The organism is Galbibacter sp. L-19, from assembly GCF_056857615.1.
In genome coordinates this window covers 1-16,950 of record NZ_JBSXNL010000045.1, presented here as the reverse complement: position 1 = coordinate 16,950, position 16,950 = coordinate 1, and the positions used below count along the sequence as shown (strand labels likewise).

The window sequence follows — 16,950 nt, the reverse complement described above, 5'->3', positions numbered from 1 at the left end:
GTGAATAAAGTAAATGCAGTGGTTTCGAGAAAGGTGAAAGTTATTGCTCTTTTTTGTTTTGTGGCAATAATTCTAATATCTTTTTTGAAAGTAGCTTTAGAATGGGAGGATGCAGAGCAGGCATATTATTCGCAGTGGTTTCGATTGGGGTATGATGATCAGCCGCCACTTTATACTTGGGTGCAGATACTTATTAATAAATGTGTTGGACTTAACCGATTTTCTTTAGCTGGATTAAGAGCTTTTTGGTTCTCAGGGACATTAATAATGTTTTATAAATTAGTTACGAAGTTTGTTGGAGATAAGCTTAAAGCAGAAGTTGGTGTTTTTCTCCTGTTTTTAATTCCAGTTTTTATAGATTTCAATTTCAGAAGATTATCTCATACATCCATGATCTGCTTCTTTTCAGTGTCTTTATATTATGTATTTTCATTGTTAATAGTATCAAAAAGCTATAAAAATTACATTTTATTTGGAGTAATCCTTGCTGGTGGAATCTTAACAAAGTATAATTTTTTATTGATACTTCCAGCTTTTGGAATTATTGCTTTGTTTGATGTTGAGGCTAAACAAGTATTGTGGAATAGAAAAATATTATTAAGTGTTTTATTGACATGTGTTTTAATAAGCCCACATTTATATTGGTTGTTTGAAAATAAGGAGTATTTATTGCTTTTAAAAGAGAGTATGGAGGTGAAAACAAAATCTAATACTTTAAGAGGTGTTGTTATCATAACCCCATTTTTTTCATTTTTAAAGAGTTTTATTAATTTAATAGCACTATCAATTTTATTGTTTTCGATAGCTTATTTTCGAAAAGGGGTTGTATTAAAAAGTATTTCAAGAGATTGGTTTTCTAAATTATTTATAATTCAGCTTTCCGTTACAATTTTGATTTTTGTAGGAATTAATTCTTCTAAAATATCAGACAGGTGGTTGTTGCCTCTTTTTTTACCGTTTTTTATTTTATTACTGAATTGCTTTCAGTTTAAAAAAATAGAAGCTTGGAAAAAATGGAGTATGCGAGTATTTATATTTATTATTTTTTTACAGATATTCAGAACTCCAGTAGAAAAAATAGTAGGGATAGATTCTTCTGTGCATCATTCATTTAGTATTATTGCTGATAAATTGGATAAATTTTCAGAAAAGCAATGGAATCTTCCAGATGTTACTTACGCTGGAAGTGTGAAATTTGAGCGACCTAATAAAATTGTTTACTCTGCAGACGATTTTACTCTGCCTCGAACAAAAATAGATAGTAGTAACACTATATTTGTGTTAAAAGAAAAGCAGAAAGGTTTTCTCGTAAAAGATAGTGTGAATGGATTTGGGGAAGCCAAAGAAACTGTGTATTTCTGTTTAAAACAAAATTAATTTAATGGAGGTTTACTTCACTAAAAATAAGAGTTGTTATGAAGATTCAATTATAAACATCTTAACAACAGAAAAAAATACTTCCTTCAACCCTTTTCATTTTCTTTATAAATAGTATTTTTGCGCATGCAAAACAACGTACTCATTTTAGATTTCGGTTCGCAGTACACTCAACTAATTGCAAGACGCGTTAGGGAGTTAAATATATTCTGCGAAATTTATCCTTACAATAATTTACCGGAAGACCTTACTTCATATAAGGCAGTAATATTATCCGGAAGTCCATTTTCAGTAAGAGCAGAAGATGCACCGCACCCAGATTTATCGCAAATACGAGGTAAAGTGCCAATGTTGGCAGTGTGTTATGGAGCGCAGTATTTAGCGCATTTTGGTGGAGGAGAAGTGGCGCCTTCAAACACAAGAGAATATGGTCGTGCTAACCTTTCTTTTATTGCTGATAATGAACCTTTCTTTCAAAATATTTCTGTTGGAAGTCAGGTATGGATGAGTCATAGTGATACCATAAAGAAACTTCCAGAAAATGGAGTTATTTTGGCTAGCACTACCGATGTTCAAAATGCATCTTATAAAATAGAAGGAGAAACAACCTATGCTATCCAATTTCATCCAGAAGTATATCATTCTACAGACGGAAAGCAATTGCTAGAAAATTTCTTAGTAAAAATTGCTGGAGTTGAACAATCATGGACTCCAGATAATTTTGTAGACATGACGGTTGCCGAGCTAAAAGAAAAATTAGGAAACGACCGTGTGGTATTAGGACTTTCTGGAGGAGTAGATTCTACTGTAGCGGCTGTTTTATTGAATAAAGCAATTGGAGATAATCTGTATTGTATTTTTGTAAATAATGGATTGTTACGAAAAAATGAATTTCAAAATGTTTTAGACCAATATGAAGGGATGGGGCTGAACGTAAAGGGAGTAGATTCTTCTGCACGTTTTCTTGATGCCTTAGCTGGTGTTGAAGATCCAGAATTAAAACGTAAAGCAATTGGTCGTGTTTTTATCGAAGTTTTTGACGATGAAGCACATGAAATTAATGATGTAAAATGGCTAGGTCAAGGAACTATTTATCCTGACGTAATCGAATCGATTTCTGTAAACGGACCATCAGCAACTATTAAAAGTCACCATAACGTAGGTGGACTTCCAGATTTTATGAAGCTTAAAGTTGTAGAGCCTCTTAAAATGTTGTTTAAAGATGAAGTTCGTAGAGTAGGTGCTTCTATGGGGATTGATCCTGAATTATTAGGAAGGCATCCTTTTCCAGGTCCTGGTTTGGCAATTCGTATTCTTGGAGATATTACTGCTGAAAAAGTTCGTATTTTGCAAGAAGTAGATGCTATCTTTATAAACGGACTTAAAGATTGGGGACTGTATGATAAGGTATGGCAAGCAGGAGCTATGTTGTTGCCAGTAAACTCTGTAGGAGTTATGGGAGATGAACGTACTTATGAAAAATGTGTAGCTTTACGTGCCGTAGAAAGTACAGATGGAATGACAGCCGATTGGGTGAATTTACCATATGAATTTCTACAAAAAACGTCTAATGATATAATAAACAAAGTAAAAGGCGTTAATAGAGTAGTGTACGATATTAGTTCAAAACCACCAGCAACAATTGAGTGGGAATAATTTTGTAGCATTTTATAACGATTAGATTTTAAAATATAAAAATCTAATACCTAAGAACTTAAAACAATAGCATGAATTTTAATAAAGTCATTTTTATTCTAGCATTTCTGTTTTGTGTTACCTTACAAGCACAAAAATTTGAAACGCATGCAGTTAAACAAGGAGAAACCTTAGAGAGTATTGCAAAAAAATATCAAGTAACCCCGTATGCAATTCTAAAGTTAAATCCCGAAGTAAAAAATGGCGTTAAGGCAAATACTATTGTTGTAATTCCTGTTTCAGAAAAGTCGCAAACACAGCCTGGAGGGAATAGCAATATTGCTGGCCCAGAAGGAAATGTAGAGCGCTTTATTGAGCATAAAGCTAAAAGGAAGGAAACGTTGTACAGTATTGCAAAGGAGTACAATATTTCTGTTGACGATATTAAGCGTTACAATAAAGAGCTTTACAGTCGCCAATTAAAAAGGAATGAAATAGTGCAAATTCCAGTATTTAGTGCTGTAGCTAATACGGGCTCTGTGCCTCAAGTAAGAGAAGGTTTGGTAGCACATAGAGTTGCACCAAAAGAAGGACCTTGGCGTATTGCCTATGAGCATGGAATTACGGTAGATTCTTTGAAAACTATCAATCCATCTATGAAAGAAGTTTTAAAAGAAGGAGATACTTTGTGGGTTCCTTTTGTAGCTGGAAATAATAAAAAGCCTGTTGAGGTAGATGCTTATAACTATTATACAGTTTTACCAAAAGAAGGTTTTTATAGATTGAAAGTAAAGCTTGGAGTAACGCAAGCAGAGGTAGAAGCTCTTAATCCAGAAGTGAAAACAGACGGACTTAAAGCGGGAATGGTTATAAAACTTCCAAAAAATAAAATGGGAGAGTTAACTGTAAATAATGGGCAGCTTATTGAAAAGTTTTCTTTATTAGATAGTTTAAATTACGACCAGAAATCTACGTTAGCAATTGTACTTCCTTTTAAATTAGATGAGCTAAATTTTGAAAATATTGATAGTAATAAGGAGAAAATAAAGAGAGATAAATTGTTGAGTGTCTCTTTAGATTTTTATACAGGAGCTTTAATGGCTATAGATTCTGTTAAAAAATTAGGGCTTTCTTTAGATGTAAAAGTGTTTGATAGTGGTGCTAACGATGCTAAAGTTGGGCAACTTGCTTCCAGCGGAAAATTAACTAATGTAAATGCTATTATTGGGCCTATTTTACCTTCTACTTTTAATAGAGTTTCTAGCGCTGTACGAAGTTCTAATACTCCAATTTTTGCACCTTTTTCTAATAAAGGATTACAGATGTATAGTAATGTGTACCAAACATTACCACCAGATGATTTGCTTAGAGAAAAGATGCTAAAGTATATAAAAAACAATGCCACTAATAAAAATGTAATTATTATAGCCGATAAAAATAATGCGGCTATAAAATCAAAATTACAAGCATTAGTTCCTGGTGCTAAAGTGATTAATCCTATAGAAGATAAATTTATCCGTTTGGATGAAATAAATCCTTTTCTTTCTTCAGAAAAAGAAAACTGGGTAGTTGTAGAAACCAATAGCATTCCGTTGTTAACCAATATAACAGGTGTAGTAAATTCAGCACAAACTCCAGAATATAAAATTACATTGTTAACAACTTTAAAAGGAGATGCTTACGATAGTGATAATATTTCTAACATGCATTTATCTAACTTGCATTTTCATTTCCCAACAATAGATAAGCTTTCAGATGTTAATGCTAATTTTAGTAAACAGTTTGATGCAAAGTATGGGACTACACCAAATAGATATGCTACCCGAGGTTTTGACCTTACTATGGATGTAATATTGCGTTTGGCTTACAATAAAAATTTAGATTATGTTTCGGCAAAAGTTAGCGAAACAGAATATGTAGAGAATAAATTTGACTATAAAAAAGGACTTTCTGGTGGGTATTATAACACCGCACTTTATATAGTTAAATACGATAATTTAGAAATTAAAGAAGCAAAAAACGATGCCAACCTCAATAGTAACATACTTGGGAGCACTTCGAACTAAGTGTGTCCACCTAAAAAGTAATAATTCATTCATAACAGACGCTCCAACCGATAATAATGGTAAAGGAGAGGCTTTTTCGCCAACCGATACAGTAGCTACCTCTTTGGCTAGTTGTATGTTAACGGTAATGGGAATTAAAGCACGAGATATGGAAGTTGATCTTACGGAAACAACTGCAACCGTTACCAAAACTATGGATGTTAATCCAAGGAGAATTTCTAAAATAGAAGTTGTTTTTGATATCCCAGCTCATGTTGATGAAAAAACTAGAAAAATTCTAGAAAAAACAGCCAATACTTGTCCTGTGCATTATAGCCTGCATCCCGATATTGAAAAAGTAATTACTTTTAATTGGAGGTAGAAAAGAGAAGAAAGTTATTTAGTTGAAAAGTTTGCAAGTTTGAAAGTAAAAGAGTTAAAAAGTTAAGAAAAAGATTTTTTAAATTCAACTATCAACTATCAACTATCAACTATCCACTATCCACTATCCACATCTATAAAAAATGGATATCAATAAAAATAAAGAATTTCTACTTCAATTAGCGCATGCTAAGATGCCGTATGGTAAATATAAAGACCGTTATTTAATTGATATTCCAGAACCTTATTATGTTTGGTATCGACAAAAAGGCTTTCCAAGTGGTAAATTAGGAAAGCAATTAGAGGCGATGTACGAAATAAAAGCTAATGGATTGGAAGAACTTATCTATAAGATTCGGAAAATAAGATAGATACAACTTTTTCTTTTCAATAAAAACAATCATAAAAACCCTTTCTTAGAGAAGGGTTTTTTTAATTCTTATTTGTATTTTTGCCGCGATATTTTCAATAACTGTTTTAATACAGACAATTCAATATAAGTAAAGATAATGGCAGATACCAAATACATTTTTGTTACGGGTGGTGTTACCTCTTCATTGGGAAAAGGGATTATAGCGGCATCATTGGCGAAACTTTTACAGGCAAGAGGTTACAAAACTACAATTCAAAAACTCGACCCATATATAAATGTAGATCCGGGAACGCTAAATCCTTACGAGCATGGGGAGTGTTATGTTACAGATGATGGTGCGGAAACCGACTTAGATTTGGGGCACTATGAGCGTTTTTTAAATGTAAATACCTCACAAGCAAATAATGTTACCACAGGAAGAATCTACCAAAGCGTTATAGAAAAAGAGCGTAAAGGGGAGTTTTTAGGGAAAACAGTGCAAGTAGTTCCTCATATTACAAACGAAATAAAAGAACGTATTCAAGTACTTGGAAAAAGTGGAGAGTATGATATCGTTATTACAGAAATAGGAGGTACGGTAGGAGATATCGAGTCTTTACCTTATATAGAATCTGTAAGACAATTAATGTGGGAATTAGGAGATAATAACGGACTTGTAATCCATCTTACACTTGTGCCTTATCTTTCCGCAGCTGGAGAACTTAAAACAAAGCCAACCCAGCATTCTGTTAAAACATTGATGGAAAGTGGTATCAAAGCAGATATTCTAGTATGTAGAACTGAACACGAACTTTCTGACGATTTAAGAGAGAAATTGGCATTATTTTGTAATGTTAAAAGAGAAGCTGTAATCCAATCTATAGATGCTTCTACTATATACGATGTTCCAAATATGATGTTGGATGAAGGTCTTGATAAAGTGGTGCTTAAAAAGCTAGCGTTAAAAGACGACTCTCAACCAGATCTTTCGCGTTGGAATCAATTTTTAAATCGCCATAAAAATCCTCAAGACGAAGTTCATATTGGTTTAGTAGGAAAATACGTAGAGCTTCAAGATAGTTATAAATCTATATTAGAAGCTTTTATTCACGCAGGAGCAGAAAATGAAGTAAAAGTAAAGGTAGAATACATCCATTCGGAATATATTGATGAAGACGTACTTCAAAATAAAATCTCAAAATTAGATGGGGTGTTAGTGGCGCCAGGTTTTGGAGAGCGTGGAATTGAAGGGAAAATAGAAGTTATTAAGTATGCTCGTGAATATAATATTCCGTTTTTAGGAATTTGTTTAGGAATGCAAATGGCAGTGATTGAATTTGCTAGAAATGTCCTGAATATAAAAGATGCTAACTCTACCGAAATGAATCCAGATACTGCAAATCCTGTTATAGATTTAATGGAGGAGCAAAAGGATATTACGCATATGGGAGGAACAATGCGTTTGGGAGCATGGGATTGTAATTTGGCTGAAGGGAGTTTAGTTAGTAGTGTTTACGGAGCTAATAAAATCTCTGAACGCCATAGACATCGATATGAATTTAACGATAATTACAAAGAGCAAATTGAAGCTGCTGGTTTAAAAGCTACAGGTTTAAATCCAGAAACAGGACTTGTGGAGGTAGTAGAATTGCCATCACATCCTTGGTTTGTAGGGGTGCAATACCATCCAGAATATAAAAGTACGGTAGCAAATCCACATCCTTTATTTGTTGGATTTGTTAAGTCTGCTTTGGCGCATAAACAGAATAAATAATGTCAGTTTGACATACATATAAAATTTGGGCATATCTTTGCACGCTTAAATGCAGCAACGATATTTGCCCTTCTTTTTTAAAGAAGCAACTTATTTTTAATTGAAATTAAATGGAAGAAAAGAAATTTGACATTAACTCGATCCTTGGATTTGTACTTATAGGTGCAATTTTAATTTGGGTAATGTACAATAATCAGCCTACAGAAGAAGAGATTAAGGCTGAAAAAGCAAAACAAGAACAAGTAGAAAAAGCAAAAGATCAAGAGCAAAATGCCGCTGTTGTAGAAAGTGTTCCTTCAATAGACTTGAAAGATTCTACAGCATTGGCGCAATATAAAGGCTCTTTAGGGGCGTTTGCATATTCTGCCGCTTTGCCTTCAGCTAATGAAAACACTACTACTTTTGAAAATGATTTAGTACGTCTTGAAATTAGTAATAAAGGAGGTCAAATTGTAGAAGCCGAATTAAAAAAGTTTAAGACTTTCGATTCTATTCCTGTATATTTAGTAAAAGATGGAAACGCTTCTTTTAATATCTCTTTTGCAACCACAGATAATCGTAATTTAAATACTCAAGATCTTTTCTTTGAGCCTACATTAACAAAAAATGGTGAAAACCAAGTGCTTTCCATGAAGCTTAAAGTTTCAAATGAGAAGTTTCTTGAATACCGTTATGAGCTTAAACCAGATGAGTATTTGGTAGATTTTACAGTAAGGTCTCAAGGTTTAAACGGGGTGCTAAATAGCTCTCAACCTGCTCAATTGGATTGGAAATTAAATGGAATCCGTCATAGTAGAAGTATAGAGTACGAAAATCGTTATACAAGATTAACTTATCTTCATGATGGAAGTGTAAGTAAATTATCACAAGGAACATCCGATGATGAAACGGATTCAAATGTAAGTTGGATTTCATATAGACAGCATTTCTTTAGTTCTATTCTTATTAATCCAGATAGTTTTGCAAATGTTTCTATGACTTCAAATCAGCAGTTTGAAGATGAAAATCCAAATGAAAAATATGTAAAATTATATACTGCTTCTACGCCTTTGGAGATTAAAGGTGGAGAATTAAATTATAATATGCACTGGTATTACGGACCAACCGATGCTAGAGTATTTAAAAAATATAAAGACTTAGATTTAGCAGAGTCTATTCCTTTTGGATGGGGAATATTTGGATTTATAAATAAACATGTTTTTACACCTTTATACGATTTTTTAAGCTCTGTTTTTCCTTACGGAATAGCAATTATTGTTATGACGATTATTGTAAGAATAGCGTTGTCTCCTGTTACCTACAAATCATATGTGTCTCAAGCAAAAATGAAGGTTATTAAGCCTGAGGTTACAGAGATTTCTCAAAAGTATAAAGACAACCCTATGAAGCGTCAGCAGGAAACTATGAAGCTTTATAGTAAAGCAGGGGTAAGTCCAATGAGTGGTTGTGTGCCAGGGTTATTACAGATTCCTGTTTTCTATGCTTTATTCATGTTTTTCCCAACTGCAATAATGCTTCGTCAGAAGTCGTTTTTATGGGCAGACGATCTTTCTTCTTATGATATTGTATATAAATTCCCTGAAGGATTTAAGATTCCGTTTTATGGAGATCACGTGAGTTTATTCCCAATATTAGCTTCAGTTGCAATTTTCTTTTATATGAAAATGACTACAGGTCAGCAACAAGCAATGCAGCAACCAGCACAAGAGGGGATGCCAGATATGGGAAGTATTATGAAGGTGATGATTTATATTTCACCAATAATGATGCTTTTCTTCTTCAATAATTATGCAAGTGGATTGAGTTTGTATTACTTTATTTCTAACTTGATTACTATTGTAATTATGTTAGTAATTAAGAATTACATTATTAATGATGATAAGATTCACGCTAAAATTCAAGAGAATAAAAAGAAGCCTAAGAAAGAAAGTCGTTTTCAGAAGAAAATGAGAGAAATGATGGAGCAGGCAGAAACTCAGAAAAAGAAATAATAAATAGCATTCTACTAATAAAAAATGGGGATTTGAATATATTCAAATCCCCATTTTTTTATGTTATCCTTTCTTAAAATAAGGTGACACAATTCCGGATTTATAATAATACATCATTAATGTCCGATTAAAAACACAAGATCCCTTTCTTACAAGAAAAAAAAGTAACGTCTATACTTTAACTAGAGTAAAATAAGAAGTTATACAAAAAATACGTTATTAAAATTAACGTTTTATTTATGCTTTTTAATAGCTTTAATAGTGAAGTCTATTTTGAAAACCTCTTATAAGCCAGTGTAACTAGAGTTTAATAAATTCTATTTGTTTTTATTGGACAACAATGATAAATTATAATAAATTACTCGTACTTGAGTACTTTATTTATAATATGGGCAACACCATTCCAAGCAACAAAATCTTTAGCTATTATAGTTGCATTTTCATTTGCTGAATCTGTAATAATAATGCTGTCTCCAGTATTTATTTTAATAGCATTTCCTTGCCATGTGTTGAGTACATCTCCGTCTTTAAGGTTGTTAGAGGTATTAATTTCGCCATCAATTATATGGTATTTGATGGTTTTATTTAGCGATTCTAATGTAACAGTTCCCATGTCTAAGAATGCTTCTTCAGATGGGATAAAAACTGTTATATCAGCTTCTATATCATTAAGCTTCGTAAATACCTCATTATCTAATTCTTTACTAGCGTTGTAGAGGTTTGATAATTCAGAATCTACTTTTATAAAAGTAGCCAAGGTTGCAGGCATAATTAGATCGTCTATTTTATGGATTATCCCATTGGTAACTTCAATGTCTGCTTTGGTAATTAATATTCCGTCGTTGAGAGTTATTGTGCTATTTTTTTTTGCTACAAATAGATCAATATTAGCTTGTGTAATATATTCTTTTGCTTGGGTTTTATTATAGCCTTCAGTAATTTCACTTGCAAATTTCGCCTTTCCACTTAACATATGGTTCAAAATTATTTGAGTTAATGTGTTGGTAGGAATGTTTTGAATGCTATTTATATTTTTTTCAGCTAAATAACGAGAAAAAGCTTCGTTATTCGGGGCGAAAAAAGTATAAGAACCAGCGCCATCCACATTTAGAGCGTTATTATACCCTATTTGATCGATAGCTTGTACAAGAAGACTGTAATCGGGGTCGTTGCTAAAGTAGGTGTAAAGACTTACGGGCTCATTTGGGGTTTCTGTTTCAGAGTTTTCATCGTTTGATGAGTCGCTGCACGCTGTAAAATTGTACGCGCATACTAGTAAAAGCAAAATTGCTTTTAAGCTTAGGTTTTTTGTATTCATGATTTGTAAAATTTGGTATGGTAAAGATATTCGTTTTTTATAAAGTGGTATTATAAAATAAAAAAAAGGTCGCCAATTAGCGACCCTTCTTCAAAAAGCAATGATTAATAAATAAAGAGTTTAATTTGTAGTGTCTGGAATTAAAACTTTATTAACTGCATGGATTACACCATTAGTAGCTTGAACATCTACAGCAACAACTCCAATATCGGTATTTCCAGCACCGTCAGTTAAATCTGCAATAGCATCTCCAGTGCCAGGTAAAGCTATAGTTATATTGTCTCCTTCTAAGCTAGAAACCATCATTCCGTCTGTCAAATCTTCTGACCTTGCATTTGCACCTGCAACCACATGATGCTGTAATACTGCTGTAAGTGTAGCTCCAGTTGGGGTAGCGCTAAGTGCCTCGAAAGCCGAGTTTAAAGGTGCGAAAACAGTAAAAGGAGCATCGGTAGTTCCAGATAGAATACTTACAAAATCTGGTTGTCCATCTGCTGTAAGAGCTCCAACTAAAGAACTGAAATTAGGGTCTGCAGTAGCAAAAGTTACTATGGTAGGTAACCCAATAACCGCATCTACAGCATGGATTACACCATTACTAACTTCTACATCTGCTGTGGTTACAGTAGATACACCATTTAACATAACACCAGATTCCGTATTTATGTAAAGACTTAAATTATCGCCATCTGTATTTGTAGCCATCGTATTTCCATACATAGTTGTTAAATCGCCAGACATAACCTCTCCTTCAATAACGTGGTTTAGTAGTACTTGTTTTAAAACATCTGTAGGAACTTCCTCTAAAGAAGCAAATCCATTATCTGATAAAAAGGTGGCAAAAGCCTCGTTATTTGGAGCAAAAACTGTCAATCCAGCATCTTCAGCGTTTAGCGTTTCTACTAAATCTGCTTTCTGTACTGCTGCTAATAAAGAAGAATAATCGTTATTCATGGCAACAAAACCAGCAATTGTAGGATTCATAGCATCTACTATTGTTTGTGGTAGTAATACCTTGTCAATAGCATGAATTACACCGTTTCCAGCTTGAACATCTGCTGCAACTACATTAGCAGGTGTATCTGTTGAATCCATTATTTTAACCCCATCAGCGGTCATAATTGTAACATCCTCTCCTTGGGCAGTAGTAATCATTTGACCATCGCTCAATGTTCCAGAAGTTGCATTAGCTCCCGCTACTACATGATATGTTAAAACAGCCTCAAGGGTAGCATCGTCAATATCGTCCAAAGAAGATGCTCCTAACATTGATAAAAGATTTTCAAAAGCTTCATTTGTTGGTGCAAATACAGTAAAAGGAGCACCATCAGTACCAGAAAGTAAATCTGTATAAGTGTTTCCTAATCTTCCTAAAGCTTCTACTAACATTGAGAAACTAGGATTTGCAGTTGCATGATCTACAATTGTAGGAATTGTTAAGACCGCATCAACTTTGTGGATCACCCCATTTGAAGCTGTAATGTCTATGGTGGTAGGAGCAGCTACTCCGTTAAAAGAAACACTGTTTTCAGTGTTAATATACATGCTAATTGCATTATCATCTGGTCCTGTTGCTAAAGTGTTTTTATACATAGTACTCAAATCGGTAGCCATTATAGTTTCATTAAAAACATGATTTAGAAGGATGTTAGTCAAAACTTCTTCGGAAATATTGTCAACGCTAGTAATTCCAGCTGCCTGAAAAGCTTCATTAGTTGGGGCAAGGACTGTGTAAGTGCCTTCCTCGTTTAGAGTTGCATCAAGACCTGTCTTAATAAGAGCAGCAGTTAAAATACTGAGTTCAGCATCTGCAGTAGCAGTTTCTGTTATAGTAGCTTCTTGTTCTGGTGGATTCATGTTGTTGTCATCATCATCAGAGCATGATGCTATGTTTAGAAATAATAATGAAACAATAAAATACTTTGATAAATGGATGATTGTTTTCATGTTGTTTATTTTTTATAGGTTTTGATTACTTGTTAAAGTAATTTGTTTAACTAAACTATGATAAAAGTTAAACAATTTAAAATAATTAACTTTTTTTAACATTAAATTTTTAATGTAATTACTTGATTAATTATCATTTATATGGTTTGATGCAAATTTTTGATTTTACATATTTTGTTTATTATATGTGTAGTATTGATAAACAATATTAATATTTGAAATTTTTGTTTTTTATGTTGAAAGCAACCTAAGAGTAATCCGACTAACCTCTTCTATATGAATTTTGTAATTTTGCATATTATTTCAATACGTTAGAATGAAAAGAGTAATAGTTGGTTTATCGGGAGGAGTAGATTCAAGTGTAACAGCCTATCTTTTAAAAGAGCAAGGGTATGATGTTATAGGTCTGTTTATGAAGAATTGGCATGACGATTCTGTAACTATTTCTAATGAATGTCCATGGTTGGAAGATAGTAATGATGCTTTAATGGTAGCAGAAAAATTGGGAATTCCATTTCAAACTGTCGATTTAAGTGAACAATATAAAGAGCGTATCGTTGATTATATGTTTAACGAATACGAACGTGGGCGTACGCCAAATCCAGATGTGCTGTGTAATAGAGAAATTAAGTTTGATGTTTTTATGAAAATAGCATTAGATTTAGGAGCCGATTATGTAGCTACAGGACACTATTGTAGAAAAGATACCATTGAAATTAAAGGAAAGCCTGTACATAGACTTTTGGCAGGGGTAGATGGAAATAAAGACCAATCGTACTTTTTATGTCAGCTTTCTCAAGAGCAATTAAGTCGAACTTTATTCCCAATAGGGGAGTTAACAAAGCCTGAAGTAAGAAAAATAGCATCTGAAAATAATTTAATTACTGCGGAAAAGAAAGATTCTCAAGGCTTGTGTTTTATAGGTAAAGTGCGACTACCAGAGTTTCTTCAGCAAAAATTAAAGCCTAAAGAAGGGCAGATAATAGAGGTAGCTGCAGAAGAAGTTCTTCAAAAAAGAACAACGCCTACTTTTAATACTAAAAATGAAGAATTGGCTTTTAACGCTCAAAAAGTAAGTTATAGCCCAACCGATGGTAAAGTTGTAGGAAAACATCAAGGAGCGCATTATTTTACTAAAGGACAACGAAAAGGATTAAATGTTGGAGGTACGCCAGAACCACTTTTTATTATTGAAACTGATGTTGATAAAAATTTAATTTACACTGGTCAAGGTAAAAATCACCCTGGACTTTTTAGAAAAGCCTTGTTTGTAACTAATGATGAATTGCATTGGGTACGAGAAGATTTAGCTTTAAAAGTAGATCAAACAATGGAGGTAATGGCGCGTATTAGATACAGACAGCCATTGCAAAAAGCAACGTTATATCAAGTAGACGGTGGTTTGTATGTAGATTTTAATCAACCACAAAGTGCAATAACAGAAGGTCAGTTTGTAGCTTTTTATCAAGGAGAAGAGTTAATAGGATCTGGAGTAATAAGCTAGAAACTAATTTTTTAAATATATGAGGAGTGTTTGTTTTGGATTTAAGATAATTTATTCACTCCTTTTATTTTTTATACATAATTTCTTTTCTTAATTAAACAAGAAACAAGAAACCAAAAACTTTCAACTTTTCAAACTTTTCTACTCCATAGTATGCAAAACAAAATCACACAACTTTTCGGTATAAAATATCCAATTATTCAAGCAGGAATGGTATGGGCTAGTGGTTGGGAGCTAGCTTCGGCAGCTTCAAATGCTGGTATTTTGGGGGTTATAGGTGCTGGTTCCATGTATCCAGAAATTCTCCGTGAGCATATTCAGAAATGTAAAAAAGCAACCAATAACCCCTTTGGGGTAAATATTCCAATGCTTTATCCTGAAATAGATAAGCTGATGGAGATTATTATTTCTGAAGGAGTAAAGATTGTATTTACTTCCGCAGGAAATCCTAAAACATGGACTTCTCATTTAAAAGCCCATGGAATTACAGTTGTGCATGTGGTAAGTAGTGTTAAATTTGCTTTAAAGGCGAAGGAGGCAGGGGTAGATGCTATTGTTGCGGAAGGTTTTGAAGCTGGTGGACATAATGGAAGAGACGAGACAACTACTTTTACGCTTATCCCTATGGTAAAAGAAAAAATTACTATTCCTATAATTGCTGCTGGTGGTATTGCTACCGGACAAGGGATGCTTGCTGCAATGATTTTGGGAGCCGATGGGGTACAAGTTGGGAGTAGGTTTGTTGCAAGTGAAGAAGCTTCTTCGCATATTAATTTTAAAAACTTAGTAGTAGGCTCAAAAGAAGGTGATACACAGCTTACTTTAAAAGAATTAGCGCCAGTACGATTGCTGAAAAATAAGTTTTATAATGATGTTCAAGCTTTATATGCCAAAGGAACTACAAAAGAGGAACTGATAGAATTGTTAGGAAGAGCAAGAGCTAAAAAAGGAATGTTTGAAGGCGATTTAGAAGAAGGGGAACTCGAAATTGGGCAGGTAAGCGGACTCATTCATAACATACTTCCTGTTTCTAAAATAGTGGAAAATATGATAACCGAATTTGAAAAAGCTAAAAAGATTCTAATTTTAAATGCTGAATTTTAAGTTTTGAATTTTTTAAAATACCTACTGCCTACTGAACATACGTATTTTGTACTACTTCTTAGGCAACGGACCTCGTAAGTGGATAATGAGTCCGTTTAGGAAATTACGTAAAATTTGGTCGCCGCATTCCATATATTTTGGATGGTCTTCATTTCTGAAAAAAGCCCCTAATTCACTTTTTGTAATCCTAAAATCAACCAGCGCTAAAATTTCTACAATTTGGTCGTCTCTTAATTTGTGTGCTACACGCAGTTTTTTGAAAATGTCGTTGTTTGATAATGCCATGATGCAAAGGTAACGATTGTTTTAGATTTTTTTCTGAAAGTGATATCCAATAATTTCAAAACCTTGGTTAAAATAAAATTTATGAGACCTCCCGTTAGCTACATAGGTATTAAGTTCCATTGTTTTATAATTATTTTCTTGAGCCCAAGCTTCTATTTGTTCTACAAATAATTTTCCAAAACCTTTAGACTGAAAATTATTGTCAATTATTACATTGTCGAGTTCTAATTGTTTTCCAGAATAGAGTTTTACGGTGCTCCATCCGCTGCATACACCTATCAATTCTTTATTATAAAGTAAGCCGAAGCAGTGGTAGCCATTATATTTAAACATTTCTTGGTGCTTTTCAAGTAAATAGGCTTTTGTTTTTGTAGTGTTTAGTTGTTGTGTTAGTTCTACAACTTTTTCAATGGCGTCTTCCTTAAGAAGTGCTATAGATGTCTGCAACATTGTATTTATTTTATTTCTATTTTCTTTCCTAGATATTTTGGTTCGACCTGAAATAGGAGGTCTAAACATACTTTAGTTCGTGCTAAATACTCTCTTAAATTTGTTTTTATCCCTCCGCTTCCTTCTACGTTTTTTGCATTAAAACCAATAGCATCGATTTTAAATTTATCATAGAGGAGAGGGTTTTATTCCCCAGAGCCTGTTCTGAATTTACCGAAGTGCTCTACGTCGAAATGGATTAAAATATTTTTCGTTTGAATACCTCGTAGGCTTGCCTCTAGGTAATTGATTTTATTAATGTCCGAGTAAAAACACAAAACCGCTTCGCTCCAAAAAAAAGACTAAAAATTAACTAGCATTAAATGATAAAATTTATAAAATTAATTCACTTTTATCGGACACTAATGAATTTAAATCCAAAAATAAGAATTTATATGATTTCTATTTAACTTTTTTATAATATACAAAATGAGTATACTCATGTATTATGCGCTATAATCTTGTTTTGATGCATACTAAAAATATGCGTTTTTAAAATAAAATCCTTTGCTTATAGATGATGAAGAAATTATTATATCTAGATGATTTTAAAAAGTTAATAAAGTCAGTAGATATTGATGACCATAAGTAGTTGTATATATTAAACTAACCCGTTGTGCATTTAGAAAAAGTTGTGCAAACTGCTAAAATGCAGTAAATTGTAGTAACCACACTATAATTTATATGCACAACTTTCAAGCAAATTACGACAAAATCCTCAAGGTTTTAAAAGAATTGGATTGTAAAA

At 33.1% G+C, this 16,950-nt stretch carries 13 protein-coding genes; 9 read left to right on the top strand and 4 right to left on the bottom strand.

The features are described from left to right. The 7 genes from AC13CQ_RS05800 (at position 1) to yidC (ending at position 9,555) form a co-directional block, all read left to right on the top strand. Positions 1–1,377 (top strand): ArnT family glycosyltransferase, encoded by a 1,377-nt coding sequence (locus tag AC13CQ_RS05800; protein WP_008615899.1) that lies wholly within the window; start codon positions 1–3, stop codon positions 1,375–1,377. A gap of 126 nt (positions 1,378–1,503) precedes the next feature. Next, the gene (guaA, locus tag AC13CQ_RS05795; RefSeq protein WP_008615900.1) at positions 1,504–3,033 is read left to right on the top strand and encodes a glutamine-hydrolyzing GMP synthase; all 1,530 of its coding nucleotides are present in this window, start codon (positions 1,504–1,506) and stop codon (positions 3,031–3,033) included. 71 nt (positions 3,034–3,104) lie between these two features. Continuing rightward, a complete protein-coding gene (locus tag AC13CQ_RS05790; protein WP_008615901.1) occupies positions 3,105–5,078 on the top strand; it encodes a LysM peptidoglycan-binding domain-containing protein in 1,974 nt (657 codons plus the stop codon). Then, entirely contained in the window at positions 5,035–5,439 is a 405-nt protein-coding gene (locus tag AC13CQ_RS05785; RefSeq protein ID WP_008615902.1) for an OsmC family protein, read from the top strand. Before AC13CQ_RS05790 ends, AC13CQ_RS05785 begins: the two co-directional genes overlap by 44 nt. 142 nt (positions 5,440–5,581) lie before the next feature. Next, complete coding sequence (locus tag AC13CQ_RS05780; protein ID WP_008615903.1) at positions 5,582–5,809, top strand: DUF3820 family protein; 228 nt, start codon at positions 5,582–5,584, stop codon at positions 5,807–5,809. A gap of 138 nt (positions 5,810–5,947) precedes the next feature. Then, positions 5,948–7,564 carry a CTP synthase gene (locus AC13CQ_RS05775; protein WP_008615905.1) on the top strand — a complete coding sequence of 539 codons (1,617 nt, stop codon included), beginning with the start codon at positions 5,948–5,950 and terminating at the stop codon, positions 7,562–7,564. A gap of 110 nt (positions 7,565–7,674) precedes the next feature. Beyond that, complete coding sequence (gene yidC, locus AC13CQ_RS05770; protein WP_008615908.1) at positions 7,675–9,555, top strand: membrane protein insertase YidC; 1,881 nt, start codon at positions 7,675–7,677, stop codon at positions 9,553–9,555. Between the two features lie 358 nt (positions 9,556–9,913). Here the strand turns inward: yidC and AC13CQ_RS05765 are convergent, their stop codons facing one another. Next, positions 9,914–10,873 (bottom strand): fasciclin domain-containing protein, encoded by a 960-nt coding sequence (locus tag AC13CQ_RS05765; RefSeq protein WP_008615909.1) that lies wholly within the window; start codon positions 10,871–10,873, stop codon positions 9,914–9,916. A gap of 120 nt (positions 10,874–10,993) precedes the next feature. Next, positions 10,994–12,820, bottom strand: coding sequence for a fasciclin domain-containing protein (locus tag AC13CQ_RS05760; RefSeq protein WP_008615911.1), 1,827 nt, complete (start codon positions 12,818–12,820; stop codon positions 10,994–10,996). 316 nt (positions 12,821–13,136) lie between these two features. Here AC13CQ_RS05760 and mnmA point away from each other — a divergent pair, with 316 nt between their 5' ends. Together mnmA and AC13CQ_RS05750 are read left to right on the top strand one after the other, a co-directional pair. Continuing rightward, positions 13,137–14,324: a tRNA 2-thiouridine(34) synthase MnmA gene (gene mnmA / locus AC13CQ_RS05755; protein ID WP_008615912.1), complete on the top strand. Its 1,188-nt coding sequence runs from the start codon at positions 13,137–13,139 to the stop codon at positions 14,322–14,324. A gap of 153 nt (positions 14,325–14,477) precedes the next feature. Further along, a complete protein-coding gene (locus tag AC13CQ_RS05750; RefSeq protein ID WP_008615913.1) occupies positions 14,478–15,428 on the top strand; it encodes an NAD(P)H-dependent flavin oxidoreductase in 951 nt (316 codons plus the stop codon). Between the two features lie 51 nt (positions 15,429–15,479). On the opposite strand, the gene AC13CQ_RS05745 is transcribed toward AC13CQ_RS05750, so the two are convergent. Continuing rightward, the gene (locus AC13CQ_RS05745) at positions 15,480–15,713 is read right to left on the bottom strand and encodes a DUF1456 family protein (protein ID WP_008615914.1); all 234 of its coding nucleotides are present in this window, start codon (positions 15,711–15,713) and stop codon (positions 15,480–15,482) included. 21 nt (positions 15,714–15,734) lie between these two features. Continuing rightward, entirely contained in the window at positions 15,735–16,163 is a 429-nt protein-coding gene (locus AC13CQ_RS05740; RefSeq protein ID WP_040880345.1) for a GNAT family N-acetyltransferase, read from the bottom strand. Positions 16,164–16,950: the final 787 nt, after the last annotated feature.